General features: G+C 49.2%; 10 protein-coding genes and 1 other RNA gene. 2 read left to right on the forward strand and 9 right to left on the reverse strand.

What is annotated here, in order from left to right; translation table 11 throughout:
* The 7 genes from cimA to ssrA all read right to left on the reverse strand — a co-directional run.
* Positions 1-1,287 (reverse strand): citramalate synthase (cimA, locus tag IKG78_RS10725; protein WP_290943214.1); only part of this gene is annotated, 1,287 nt, incomplete at its 3' end.
* A 333-nt stretch (positions 1,288-1,620) separates the two neighbouring features.
* Entirely contained in the window at positions 1,621-2,733 is a 1,113-nt protein-coding gene (locus tag IKG78_RS10730; protein WP_290943217.1) for a hypothetical protein, read from the reverse strand.
* Positions 2,734-2,749: 16 nt separating this feature from the next.
* Entirely contained in the window at positions 2,750-4,225 is a 1,476-nt protein-coding gene (locus IKG78_RS10735; protein ID WP_290943219.1) for a hypothetical protein, read from the reverse strand.
* Between the two features lie 125 nt (positions 4,226-4,350).
* The gene (locus tag IKG78_RS10740) at positions 4,351-4,932 is read right to left on the reverse strand and encodes a peptidylprolyl isomerase (protein WP_290943222.1); all 582 of its coding nucleotides are present in this window, start codon (positions 4,930-4,932) and stop codon (positions 4,351-4,353) included.
* Positions 4,933-5,365: 433 nt separating this feature from the next.
* Positions 5,366-5,779, reverse strand: a complete 414-nt coding sequence (locus tag IKG78_RS10745; RefSeq protein ID WP_290943224.1) for a hypothetical protein — start codon at positions 5,777-5,779, stop codon at positions 5,366-5,368.
* 23 nt (positions 5,780-5,802) lie between these two features.
* A complete protein-coding gene (locus tag IKG78_RS10750; RefSeq protein WP_290943227.1) occupies positions 5,803-7,344 on the reverse strand; it encodes a nitrilase-related carbon-nitrogen hydrolase in 1,542 nt (513 codons plus the stop codon).
* A 150-nt stretch (positions 7,345-7,494) separates the two neighbouring features.
* Positions 7,495-7,855, reverse strand: a transfer-messenger RNA (tmRNA) gene (ssrA, locus tag IKG78_RS10755).
* 452 nt (positions 7,856-8,307) lie between these two features.
* On the opposite strand from ssrA, the gene IKG78_RS10760 reads away from it, so the two are divergent.
* Both IKG78_RS10760 and IKG78_RS10765 read left to right on the forward strand, forming a co-directional pair.
* Entirely contained in the window at positions 8,308-9,153 is an 846-nt protein-coding gene (locus tag IKG78_RS10760; RefSeq protein ID WP_290943229.1) for a TIGR02147 family protein, read from the forward strand.
* 2 nt (positions 9,154-9,155) lie between these two features.
* A complete protein-coding gene (locus IKG78_RS10765; RefSeq protein ID WP_290943232.1) occupies positions 9,156-10,295 on the forward strand; it encodes a hypothetical protein in 1,140 nt (379 codons plus the stop codon).
* Positions 10,296-10,343: 48 nt separating this feature from the next.
* Here IKG78_RS10765 and IKG78_RS10770 read toward each other — a convergent pair whose 3' ends face one another.
* Complete coding sequence (locus IKG78_RS10770) at positions 10,344-12,062, reverse strand: hypothetical protein (RefSeq protein ID WP_290943235.1); 1,719 nt, start codon at positions 12,060-12,062, stop codon at positions 10,344-10,346.
* Positions 12,063-12,151: 89 nt separating this feature from the next.
* A partial coding sequence (locus tag IKG78_RS10775; RefSeq protein ID WP_290943237.1) for an Ig-like domain-containing protein occupies positions 12,152-14,384 on the reverse strand: 2,233 nt, incomplete at its 5' end.

Here is a 14,384-nt window from a genome sequence, read left to right on the forward strand (position 1 = left end):
CTTGTCGCCCACCTGGAGCTTGACCGTTGCCTGCGACACGGAAACGCCCTGCGGCGTTTTGTCTTCAATCACGCGGTAGTTGAGCACCTTGAACGGTTCCTTGACCATTCCCAAGTGGCGGAAGACCAAGAGCTTGAAGCTCGCTTCGGCACTATCGAAATGCCAGCCAGCGTTTTCGCGTTCTTTGATTTCTTTGAGGAGGCTTGCCACCACCGGGTCCTTCTTGTCGATACCCGGCTTGATGGCCTTGAGCTTTTCGACAACGAGAGAACCACCGGCCTGGTCGCTTGTCACGAACACGCGGTCGTTGCCCACGGAATGCGGGTCGATATGTTCAAAGCTGCGGCTGACCTTCATCACGCCATCAATGTGAGCACCGCCCTTGTGCGCAAATGCGGCATCGCCTACGTACGGAGCATGCACGTCGCTCGGCAAGTTCACTATCTGATCGATGTTGCTACTCAGCTGGCGCAAATGGCTCAGCTTTTTAGCAGCAGCAAAATTGCAATCCATCTTGAACTTCAAATCAGCAGCAATCGTCGTGAGGTTCGCGTTTCCGCAACGTTCACCGTAACCGTTCACCACGCCCTGCACCATCACGCAGCCAGACTTCACCGCGTAAATCGAGTTCGCCACGGCAAGTCCGCTATCGTTGTGCACGTGGATGCCAAGCGGCGTCGAAATATGCTTTTGCACATCCGCTATAATCTGTTCAATTTCCCACGGCATCGTTCCGCCGTTCGTATCGCAAAGCACGATGCAGTCGGCATTGCCCTTTTCAGCGGCACGGAGCGTTTCAATCGCGTATTCCGGATTCGCCTTGTAGCCATCGAAGAAATGTTCCGCATCGTAAATGACCTCTTCGGAATTTTCCTTGAGGTACGCGACCGAAGATTCAATCATGTCGAGGTTTTCTGTGAGCGTCGTACGAATAACGTCCGTCACATGCAAATCCCAGCTCTTGCCAAAAATCGTCTTGACCGGAGCACCCGACTTTACGAGAGCCTGCAAAAGCGGGTCGTTTTCCGGCAAGATTTTTGGACGACGCGTAGAACCGAAAGCGGCAATCTTCGCGTGCTTGAGCTTTACATCCTTAATAAGCTTGAAAAATTCTTCGTCTGTCGGATTGCTGGGGTTCGGCCAACCGCCTTCAATATAGTCAAATCCAAAATGGTCCAAAATTCGTGCAATCTGCACCTTGTCGGCTAAAGAGAGACTTATTTTACGGTCTTGGTTACCGTCGCGGAGAGTTGTATCGTATAAAAGGACTTTTTTAGAAGAATTCATGTTATAAAAAATAGTAATTAGTAGACAGTAGGAAGTAGAAAGTGATTATGGATAGACGACAAATGCGTCCTCCGAGAGTCGCGGCAAAACTTGTTTTGACATGACCGAGGTTAGCATTTGGAACTTGAGCGAAGCGAAAGGTCAAAGACGAAAGAAAGTTGGCAGAACTTAGAGTAAACAGTAGGAAGTTGTTTGGTGGGGGAAGTCTCCCCCTGATTTCTGTTTCGTCAGGCTAATGACATAGAAAAGGTTGGTGAGCCTGCCGAACCATCCATCACCCCCTCTAGCGGGCTTCAGACGCCAGCCCGCAACGCCCGGCTTACCGCAATAACGCTATTCACGGTCGTCAAATGCTTCGGCTTCTTCTGCTTCTTCGACGGTCCATTCGCGGATGTGGTTCGCGAGATCGGTTTGGCCAACGCGTTCAAGTTCGTCCGAAACGGTGTTCAACTCGGCAGCGTCGAGGCCCGGCAATTCCTTTTCGAAATGATTGACATACTGCTCCAGCAATTCGAACTTTTGCAGGTTCACGAGGAGCATCATGTAGCTCGTGTCGCAAGCGTTGCTGCGGTACTTGACATGGTCAATCAAAAGTTTGTCGAGTTCCGAGCCGCTCTTGAGCATGCAGAGTCTCGAAAGGTTCATGACCTTCGGGAAGCATTCGTACAAACGTGTCGCAAACTTGAGGCAATCCGCTTTGCGGCCTTCGCGGTCAGCAATGGCGGCCTGCAAATCGAGGAACGCTTCTTCATCTTCGGCGCCTGGGTCCTTCACATCGCCGAGCCACTGCTTTGCCATCGCGATATCGCCTGCGACAAAGTAAGAATTCGCAATGTCGATGAGCGTCGCGTTGCTCTTGTCCGGGTCCTTGTAAAGCGAGGCCTTCGCAAAATTTTCCGTATCCTTGATGGAATCGGCCATATCGCAAATGGCATCGAGAACGTCTTCGCGGTTTTCGAGTTCCGTTGCGTCGATTACGCCCAGAAGCTCCACAATCAAGGCCTTAGCACGTTCAACCGGCATCAATTCTTCGAGCGAAAGGAACACGACAGAGCGGCCTTCCCCGCCCACGTGGCGTACAGCCAAATCGTGAATCAAGTCGGCAACGTAATCCTTGTCTTCGTATAGCTTAGCCAGTTCCACAAAGAACGTTCCCGCATCGTAGAACAAGTCGTTCCACGCATCCATTTCGTCATCGTCCGCCTTGAACGCCAAGAAATCGGCACGCAACGTCCATGCCAAAAGTTCCAACTGGACCTTGGCATCCTTGATTTTCTCGATTTCATCGAGACCGTTCGCAATCGCCTCGTACAAATCGTCCGGGCGGTGCAACAAACGGCTTTGACCACTTACAATCTCGCTAAGAGTCTTGCGGAGATTGTCTTCTTTACCACGAAAAGCCGCCTCAGCAGAAGGCGACTTCCAAAATTTTTTCTTTTTTGCCATGTTTTAAATGTAGAAATTACTTGGCCCAGTCAAAGGACGGATAACCGCCAAACTTAGCCGGATCAATCGTCCAAGCGCGACCAGTTCCATTCAAAGTAGCAACAAACGTTGACGACTTCATGTCTTCAGTTGCAAAACCGGTCGGAAGTTCCGAGTTCATCGTTTCTGCAACCACAAGACTATTGCCACCAACAGTCTTGTCAAAATAAACATCCTTTACCGTCGCAGTAGATGTCACGCGGCCAGCAACGGTTCCGGCTTTATTGTCATTTGGGACTTTGCCAGCATTGTAACCAAAACTCAGATTAGAAGAACCATCGACGATTCCGACGAGTCCACCCTTGAACGTGGCTGCATCGCCTGTTACTTCGCCTAGGTTAAACACGTTGGTTGCAGCAATGTTCTTCATGCTGCCAAAGACACCGCCTGCAGACTGAACTTTAGTCGCAGTCACCGCACCCGTATTGAAAACTTGATCGACACTGGCCTTGTTCGACACCACTGCAGCGACACCGCCAACAGCGCCCATCTGGCTTTCGCTTGCGGTCACCGCTCCGTTGTTGCCCGACTGAGTCATCTTGGTCGTTGACATTTTCGCGACAACACCGCCGACATCCTTTGTTCCCGTCACAGCACCGTAGTTGAATGCTGCTGTAATAACACTTTCCTCACCAACGCTAGCCAAATCACCGACAACACCGCCCACCGTCGATTTGCCCGACACGGTAGCCCTGTTCGTCAAATTTGCAAGCGTTCCGTTCTGCACACTGCCAAAAACACCGCCAACATTGCTGGTTCCACTTACGGTTCCCGTTACAGTAACATTCGTCACCGTAACATATTTGGCCTCGCCAACCAAGCCAGCTACGCGGTCCGCGCCCTTAAGTTCTGCATTTTCCACAGTGCAGTTTTCAATGATGACGGAATCCGCCAAACCCGCAAGAGCACCAGCAATGGAACCGACGCTCATCTTGGCACCGCTTACAATAACATTGCTAATGCGAGCACCGCGGACAAGCCCGAACAACCCGCTGTAAGAAGACGTATCCGTGATATTCATGCCAGAAATCATCTTAGCGTCACCATCAAATGTTCCGCTAAAGGGACGGTTACCCCAGCCATTCGCATTTTGGCCAAAAATTCCAATCGGGTTCCAAGCCTTCGTAAGGGAAATATTCGCCGTCTGCTTGAAAAATTTGTCCTTAAAAGTCATGGACGAATCGTTTACATAGAACGCAATCTTCAAAAGCTCTTCTTCGTTCGAAATCAAGAAAGGCTTTTCAGCCGTCCCCTCGCCTTGCCAAAATTGCGAAAAATCTCTTTCAATAGGCTTCAAAAGGCTATCGGGAATATTCGGAACGATGGAATCTTTCGGCTGATCCACCGGATCTTTAGGATCAGAGGGATTGGAAGGAATCCCAGAACTATCATCGCCGCAAGCGAGAAGAATCATTGGCACAGCAGCCACGGACAAAATTTTGGCAAAACGCATATAAGCATCCTCTAGTGAAAAATTTCCACACTCCTTAGCTTAAATTATATAAAAAAAACTAGGACGTACAACAGCCCTAGTCTTTTTTACATTTTTTTTTGAGGTTCTGAACTCAACGCAAACGATTATCCGTGGTGTTCGGCGTGGTGTTCGCAGCCGCAGCCACCCTTGCCGTCGCAGTTTTCCTTGTTGCCGTGACCGCCGCATTCGCATTCGTGGTCTTCGCCATCGTGGCCACCGCAGCAGCAATGATGTTCGAACGGCTTGAGGTCTTCTTCGGTCGCTTCACGCACGGATACGACTTCGATTGCAAAGTTGAGGTTCTTGCCAGCGAGTTCATGGTTCGCATCGATGACCGCAGTCTTTTCGCCAACGGACTTGACGCGGATTTGCATCGGGCCACCCGGAGTCTGTGCAAAGAACGCCATGCCTTCTTCAACTTTTTCGACACCTTGGAACACGTCGAGCGGAACTTCCTGCGTCATGCGTTCGTCGTATTCGCCGTAGCCTTCAGCCGGAATCACGACAACGTCAAACTTGTCGCCCACATCGTGACCGACCATCGCCTTTTCGAGGCCCGGAACGATCATGTGCATGCCCTGAATGTACTGGAGCGGTTCGCGACCTTCCGAAGAATCAATCACGGCGCCTTCGTCGGACTTGAGGGTGTAATGCATCTGGACAACGTTTTTTTCAGCAATTTTCATAAATATCCTCTAGAATCGCAGGGCAAACCTGCGGTTGAACTATGGGCTGTAAATGTAGAAAAAAGTGGTTAGTGGTTGGTGGTTAGTGGTTGGTGGTTAGTGGTTGGTGGTTAGTAGGCAGTTGAAAGCGCGCGAGGCGTCATCCTGACGCTAACGGCGGAAGGATCCAGTGAAGGTATGGGGTATGGGCACGGGATGCAATGTCATTCTGGAGGGAGGGGTTAACCGACCGATAGAATCCAAAAGCATGAATTCTTTCGCAAATGTTATTCAAGAAATAATGGTTCCTATCGCCTTCGGCTCCAGGATGACAATAAGCCAGATTTGTTAAACTATAGACAAGAGTGGAAAATGCGAGAACAGATGCCGGAACGGAGTCCGGCATGACAGACATTAATAGGAAAACTTTAAAGTCGTTTGCTATACTACTTGGTTAGAATCCTAGAACGGCTTCAGAGATTTCGTTGGCCTCGTCGGAACCGTCATCGGCACGGTCTTCGATGAACTCGCCCCAGCCTTCGCTTGTACCACAACCAATCCCCACATCCATCGTGGACCACTTGAACACCGCATAGACACGTTCATACTTCTCCAAAAGTTCCGTAAGGATATCCTCAGGAGGTTCATTCTCCACGACAAAACTGCCATCGACAGCCAAGAGCTCCGATTCCGGCAGTTCTTCGAAACGGCATTCGTACTCGTCGGTCATATAATCTTCGACGGAATACCATTCGCCCGAATCAACACTGGGCAACTCCGCCTCGGGAAAACGTTCCATGAATTCGGACCACAAAGCATCCAAATCTTCTTGAACACCGACAAAGCGAAGCAAAATTCGACAATCCATAGGTCCTCCAAACCTAGAACAAATTACGTTTCGGCAGCAGCGCGCATCTGCTCCAATTTTTTCAACCTCATTTTACGACGCCAGCCACGACGTTCACCAAAGGCGATGAAGAACATCGAAAGCACGGGATAAATAAAGTTAAGAACCACTCCAATTTTTGAGTAAATCGTTTCAACGCCCTTTGTCGGAACGTCCGTAATCGTAACATGATTAAGTCCGGCCTTATCAATCCGGTCACGGAAAAGTTCCTTGCCCACCGGATTGCTAACAAGCGAAAAACCATCATTCGTCGTCATGACAAGATTGACGCCCATTTCAACCGAACGAACACCAATGGTCCGATAATGGAAATCATTGATAGATTCCCAATCCCAAGACGGATTGAAATAGACTTGTGTTTCAGGTTCCATGCCAAGAACAAAGTCCGAGAAATTTCCATCGTAACAAATAACAAAAGAAACATTGTAACGATCATTTCCAACAGCCAAATTCACCATAGGAATAGCGCTTTCGCCAAGGACGAGGGTATTGGATTCAGCTACAGGAATCGCATTGTGTTTGAGGTATTCTGCTGAGATACCGCCATCCTGGTCGATGAGCACAGCCTTGTTTATCCAACGACCATCATGATTGTTATCCAAATCGGCAATTTCAAGCGTCAAAAGCATCGGGAGCGAAAATTTTCTCGCCAACATTTTAGCATGATCCATAAAGTTGGCTTCTTCGACATCCTCAATCGTAAACGCTTCTTCGCTAAACGCAAGGATTCCGGCACCCTTTTCAAATGCGCCAATGACGTTCGTTTCTAAAGCCTGCACATTCTTATCAAAAGGAAGTTCCAGCAGTTCATCCTTGTCCAAATCAAGCTTAGGACCTATCGCCTGTGCAATTTTTATAGAATTTCCATCATCTTCCCACATCGCATAACGGATAGCGCCCCCGACATGCAGCAGCAAAAGAACAGACAAGGCAATCAACCCCACACGTTTGCCTTTGGGCTTTTTCCAATGATCTATAACGAATACAGCCACCGAAGCTGCCCACGCAATCAAGAAGGTGATACCAAATTCACCAATAACGGAAGCAAGCTGCAATAGCGGTTTGTTGTCGTATTGAGCGTAAGCCAAATTGCAAATCGGAAGCACGTTGCACGCAGAAAGAATCAAGTTCATCGTGCAGTAAAGAGCTGGGAAAACAAGCGTATAGACAAACGAGCTGATTTGATTGCAAAATGCGGAATCCCACGCAAACGGGACCCAGAAAACGCATGCCGCAAAAACGATCAAAAGCCCTCCGGCTCCATCAAGATTCGAACCTAGAACGCCAGAGAAACGAATGCTCAAGCCTAGAGTCAGGAATATAAACACGATCGCCTGCGCATAACTCTTTTTACTGCAATGGGCGTAATACAAAAAGAGAAACGGCCAAAGCCATGCACTAAGGACGTACAAGAGCTTAAATTCAGGGTAAAAAGGTGGTGACAGTAAGAAAAAGCACCCTAGAATAACTATGAAAACAGGCTTATGATCGATCAAGAATTTGCCAATACGTTTTAGCTTTTCCATATATCGCAACTCCTTTTAACTCACTTCTTATGATAAGAAGTATAATTTTTTTTAACGATATAAGGATAATAAAAATGCAAAAACAGCGGAAAAGAGCCGTGCGGAGCATGTAAAAACAAAAAGAGACTCACTAAGTGAGTCTCTTTTATTTTCTGGAGGTGAGGAGAGTCGAACTCCTGTCCAAAATCACGTCCATGCACGTTCCTACAAGCGTTCCCTTCGCATTTAAGATCTTGCCTTATCCACGCCCAAGAAGGTCGGCGCGGAGTTTGGCCAGCCTAGTAAATCTCGGGAGGCGTCCCCAGGCATGACACTACCCTATCCCATATTGCGTCCGGACGTACACCCCGATGGGAGCGGAATGAGGCCCGGCGTTGCCGTTAATTAGGCAGCGAGTGCGTAGTTTTCGTCAGCACTTATTTTTTTTCAGACTTTTTTACGAGTTGCCCTCGTCTGAGACCTCGGCTTGCAACTAACACTTCGGTAACCCTGTCGAAACCAGAGCACCCCCTTGTGTTCTACACAAGGGTGCTCGGTTGAGACAGGCCTGTCGATTAAATGCGAGCTAGCGAGCATTTAAGCTCTTGAGAACGCATGCGTTCGAAAGACCCGAAGGGCAAAATTACTGCGAGTAGCAGAAATTTTGGCAAACCAGAGCACCCCCGGTGCCTGCACCGGGGGTGTTCTGGTTGAGACCCGTCGATTAAACGCGAGTAGCGTTATTCGAAGCAAACCAGAGTACCCCCGATTCAGCACAAATATACAAAGTTCGAAAGAATTTGTAAAGTAACCGAAACCCTAATTTCGTGAAACTCGGTCTGTACGCTCTACCATCAGTGTTGACATTTTCAGCACCATTTAAATTCATTTTCGAAAAAATTTCAAATTCATCATAATCCATCAATACCTGTATTCACTAACATTTTGCATTCTTTTTTTCATCCATGCGTGGACAAAAATCTCATGTTTGCCAGAAACAAAATCAACATCTACGAATATTCCGATTACCGCAAATTCTTGCAGGATTTTTACGAATTGGAAAAATCCCTCGACCCAACGTTCAGTTATAGGGTTTTCGCCGCCGCAGTCAATATCGACGCAAGTCTGCTGGTCAAGATTTTGCAAGGCAAGCGACACATTTCCTCGAAAAGCATCGAAGCATTCGTGCAATTTTTCCGTTTCAAAGAAGGCAAGGCGGAATATTTTAACGAATTGGTCGCCTACGGCAAAGCCAAAACGGATGAACAAGTACGCAACCACTTCGAAGCGCTCCAAAAAATGCGGCCTGCGGCTTGCCGCGAACTCGACGAAGCACGCTACCGCTATTTCCAGCAGTGGTACTACCCCATGATTCGCTCCGCACTCGACGTATTCGACTACCGAGGCCCGGAACACGCAGATGCCCTTGGGGATTCATGCATTCCCAAGCTTACCGCTAATCAAGTGGAAAACGCAGTCGATGCACTGCTGCAACTCGGCCTTGCAAAACCGCGAAAAGACGGACGCATAGTCCCGACCGATGCCCACATCAAGACAAAAGAACATTGGCTGAGTGCCTCCATCAGCGAATACCAAAAAAACATTGCCGAACTCGCCCACCGCTCCATAGCCGAAACCCCGAAAGAGGAACGCGACATCAGCACGCTCACCATGGCACTGGATTCCACGCAAATCCAGAAAATCCGAGACATCCTCGCCGAAGCACGAAAAGCCATCGTAAACGTGGCAAATTCCATGCCCTCCCCCATTTGCGACAGCGTTTATCAATTAAATTTTCAGTTGTTCCCGATGATGAAGAAAAAAGATTGACGATGAAACGACTTTTGACAGCAACACTTTTGGCCCCTTTTATCTGGGCATGCTCCGATTCAAATTCTGCCGGAGCGACAAGCGAGACCACGAACGGAATCGCGCTCACCGTTGTTGATGCATCACGCACGCCAATCGCACACGCTCGCGTCAAGCTTTATTCCAAAGAAAACATGTCCGTGCTGGGAACCGCAGAATCCGACACCGCAGGCATCGCGCAATTCGCATTGAACGCCGAAACGCTCGACAGCGTACTCGCCACCAAAACGTTTGTCGAAGGGATTGCCGGCAAAGATTCCTCGCTGATGTCGTGGACAGCACTCGATACGAACAAAACAGAAATTTCGCTTTTGCCCTCGGCTAGCCTTACCGTACGCACCGGCACCGCAGAAGCCGACTACGCAAAGCTTTACGAAGCCATCTCGCTCGATTCAACCCCTTACGCTGCACTCCGCAACGGAAGCGAATACACATTCGCCCACGTGCCCGCGGGCTTATTCAACGTCGTTGCTGGAGATTCGCTCATTGCATCCGTCACGCTCGAAACAGGAACTTCCGCCGACACCATTTTCCGAGTCCCAGGAATCTCCCGCGAATTCGTATTCGAAGACTTCGACGACGGCGATAGTCTGAACAACATTGCTAAAGTTTATCCAAACTACGGGTGGTATTTTTCCGCCATCGGAAACGCAAAATTCGTAAGCCCGGATAGTGCATCCGGTTTCAAAGGCGCCCTCGAAAACAGCAGCAACGGCAAGCATCTTTCGATTCGCTACAACATTACCGATTCCGACTACGTGCTGCTCGGCACGCACCTCGGCCTTGACACGGGCTATTACGACCTCTCTCAGCTAACCGCCATCCGCATCAAAGTTCGCGGCGACGGCGAATTTTCCGTAGCTCTAGAACACTACAAAGAAATCGGCGACAACATGTTCCGCAAAGCATTGTGGAAATCCAAGGCCACCGAAGAATGGCGCGAAGTCGTATTCCGCCCCGGCGAAGAAATTCTAGAAAGCAACAGCTACCAAGTCCGATTCAAAGAAATTTCAACCGAAGTAGGATTCTTCACCATATTCGCGAACAGCGGCACCTACCTGCAAATAGACGATATCGTATTCGAAGGGATGGATTCAATTTAGCAGAAACAAGCCTGAAATGCACAAAGCCCGCCTTTCAGCGGGTTTTTGTCATTCACGCAACTTCAGTACCGGCCAGTAATCCGTAGGCTTTTGATTCAGGTAAGTCAGCCGCGTCCAAGTTTCGTCGCGGAAGCAACCACCGAGCATCAGTTCGTCAATTTTGCCTGTAAAGCCTCCCACCCTGAACTCACGCATGGCGCGTTCATCTTCCCAGGCAACTCGTTCCGGTTCAGATTCAATCTTATTGTCGTTCACATAAAAAACGGTTTGCGAATTCACATGACGACTAAACGCCAAATAAATCCATTCTCCCGCCTTGATACCCGAAGTACCCGACGACCAGGAATATTTATAGGTTGCCGAATCGGTCGCCCTGAGATCAACGACAAAGCCCTGTTCGGGAACATACCGCAACATGTATTCGTCTAACTTTTTCACAAAGGTCTGTTCCTTGTCGAGCGCATCGAGCTGTAACCACACCGAGAAACAGAAATATTCGTCACCGCCATACGACAAGTTCACCTTATACAAAGTATCGGGTTCCGCAGAATTCCTGACGTAGAAGGCTCCCGAGGTATCCATCCTTACACCGCCACCCACTACGCCGTCAATCATAGCATTCACTCCGATGTTACCAAGAATTTCCCCGTCAAAATACCCATATTCAGAATAATCAGTCATGGGAGAAAGAGGATTGCCGAAATGCCACACCAGCGAATAACTGCGGTTTGTCGGGAACACATCTAGGGCATAAACGAAATTTCCCAGGCCGTCATAAGTCACTTCCAAGGAATCGCCCACGTTCAAGGAATCCACACGAACCCAAAGCACGAATTTAGGGTCCTTTAAATAACGATAAGAAGTAAACGTTATCGGAAGTTTTTTGCTGCGGGTTCCATCTTTCGAAATACGCACGGCTTCCCAACGGCCGTAATCAGCATACATGATCGAATTGAAATCGCAGTTATCCTTCGTCAGGCGAAACGCTATCGGAATATCGGTCACCACGGAATTCAGCGTATCGGCCCCTTCAGGGAGTGCAAGCGGCGCCACAAATGTAAGAGATACGGAATCATGCGGAATTACAATGTCGGGTTCATCAGGAATTGATCTCGTCAAAAGAATCGTCTCGGTATCGCCAGGAACGACATCAATAGGACCTTGCATCCAAGGCTTTTCGCCCAAATCTTCATTAAAGAACACTTGCAAATCAAGTTTACCAGCAGGCAAGCTATCGATAACAAAAGTCTGTCCGTGAACAACGACATTTCTATGTATCGTCGTCCCCAAAACGGTAGCAACCCCTATCGCTCCCTCTTCAAGATCGCGCACGTATTCAAATTTTACGAATCCCGGTTCACGCAAGGTATCGTTTACAGCAAGGAGTTCGTCTTCTGAAACTTTGACGTTTTGCACTAGAAGGCGTTTGCCCGATTCTTCGTGATAAGCCTCGACCGCATAAGTCCCGGTAGGGATAGAATTCAGGCTGTAGGCTCCATCGGCATTCGCTTCGGTCGTAAAAGCAGTAGGCAACACATTGCCAGCCTTGGCATCAAAGTTCTGCGGCACGCATTGAACGCGTGCATAAGCGGCAGGATTGCCCCCTTCTAAAAGCAAAATACCGGCGAGTTCTGGAGAACCCGTCTCGGCACTGTTGCCAGCCACCTGGTTGCCGGAAGAACATCCGCAGAACGCAGCTACAAATGCCGCCATTGCAGCAAGCGTCAGGGAGGCCGATGCAGCCATTATGTTTTTGCAGAACTTCATTGTTATCAATATATATAAGAATTTCGAAAAACGAAAATGCAGTTGTCGGCTAAGGCGATCGTTATTGAATCATCGCTATCAATTCTCCGCTACTGGATGTAGCGGCGCTTCACGGAGCCCATCTTGGAATATTCAACAACAATAACGCGCATACCCGGCATTTTTGAGGGTTTCTGGAGGGATGTGGACAGCGGACGGCCTTGCATGTCGAAAATGCGGTAAAATCCAGCTTCCGCTTCCGTCGCGATCCGCACGGAACGAGGCGCGAGACCCGTTGAGGCATTAGACGACGACTGGAGATCCCCGGTCAAGCCGGGGATGACAGAGGAAGAGGACGATTCCACGGGACCTTCAACAGAGCTCGACGATGAGACTGTTTCACTCGAAGAAGACTCTGCCGCGCCATCCACGGTAAATGTCACAGATTCGCTCATCCAAGTGAGACCGGAATTATCCGTCACCACCGCCACTGCAGAATGTGTTCCCGCTTCAAGATCCTTCGCTGTCACCTGATACGGAGCTGCTGTAGATGTTCCGACCAACGTATTGCCGACATAGAAAGCGACACTCTTGACCGTTCCATCGTTATCCTTAGCATCGGCCTTCAAAGTTACAGACTCGCCTGTTTTGAATTTAGCACCAGCCGCTGGAGCAGTCAGCGAAACGCTTGCCGCCTTGTTGCTTTGGCCAAAGCCCTGGTTGTACTCCGGCATTTTGCCGTAACGACCGCCTACACCCGAAAGGCTCGGGATTTCTTTGGGGAGATTTGCGACAGTTCGCTTTTCAAAGGAATAACTCGGATTGAATGTTTCTGCCGTCGGGATTCCGCTCTTGACCATTCCATTGTAACGATGCTGTTGCTTGGTGCCGTTCCCGAACGAGACTCCGCTAAAATAGACATAGCCGTAATCGCCCCATTCGGCGAGATAACCCTGCCCGTTATCGATGTAGCTATTTTCGTAGCGCACATAAGCCTTTGCACTTGCACTATGACCGTTTGCCCCCGCCACAAAGAATCGGTTGTAATCTACATATTGGTTGTACAAATGAACTTGCGAGCCGTTGTTTTCGCCTGTCACCTTGGGAACGCGACCGTAAGTGTTATGCCAATAGTTGTTCGCATAAGTTAAATGAGCGTCTTCGACAAGAGCCATGTAAGGGTCCGTGCCCCAGCAATTGTATTCGTTGGCTCCGTCAAAGTCCAAATAACTAATCGTCGCATTGTCAACAAATTCCATATCCATGCCATCGCTAATCCACTTGTAGCTGATATGGTCTGCCCAAAACTTATCGACATGTTTTGAAGCTGTTCCGACTGTTTCCAAGCCATCGCCGCCTTCAATCAAATGCGGGTTCACATCGTAAATGGCAAGGTTGCGGTAAATATGGTTGCCAGAGCCTTCGTTGCTACGCACGGCAATGGCGGCACCGCGCAAATTCGCACCACGGCCCATGCCGATTAAGCTTTTGTTGGACTTCGTGGTAATCCAATTTTCCCACTGTTGCAGGTTTTCGCTTTCCTGCACAATCTGCACTCCCGCTTCCGTCAAATCGCTGCAGCTGTTCGCCTTGAAAGTGATGCGGTAGAACGTATTCGTCTTGCCTGTCACGCGATTTTTCTCCGTGCAAGTAGTCTTGCACCAAGTGCGGCTCTTTTTCTTTGCCTCGGTAACAGCGTTGCGGAATTGCCTAAAGTCATAAGTTCCTTCGGGAACAAGAATCGTCACGGCATCGTTACTTTGCAAGTACTTGCGGATACTCGCCGAGTCGCTTGCGACTACAATTTTTCCAGCATCGCCGCCCGTCGTCGACGCACCAAAACCTTCAGCCTTCACATAGAACGTATAAAGCAAAACCGCCGTCGAGTCAGATTCATCGCTCGTCCAAATCCACTTGGCCTGCGTATTTGCGGCAAAGCCATTCAAAGTGCCGCCACTCGGAAGTTTGTTATTTGCATAGCTAAGCGTCGTTGCACCGCCCCACTGCGATAGATCGCGGCCCTTATTTTTCCACGAAGCATTCCCCACAGTCGGTTTCGATTTCCAGCCGGAACCGGAATAATACGACTTGTCGAGATCATCAATTTGCACCATTACACCGGGAGCACCAGCGCCATTCACGCCCACGACCGAGATAGCATTTTCGCCCGGCAAGAACGTCATCGGGATAAAACGCACACGGCCCGCCTGGTTATCTTCGGCCAGAAGCGCTCCGTTATGATAAAGTCTGTAACCACCATCGGCCACAATCCAGACGCCCGGTCCTTCGCCCGCATTATATGTCGCAGCAACCAACTGCGAACCAATTTTATCGCCACCACCA

Origin of the sequence: Fibrobacter sp. (genome assembly GCF_017545445.1) — a bacterium.
In the GTDB taxonomy this organism is placed as follows: domain Bacteria; phylum Fibrobacterota; class Fibrobacteria; order Fibrobacterales; family Fibrobacteraceae; genus Fibrobacter.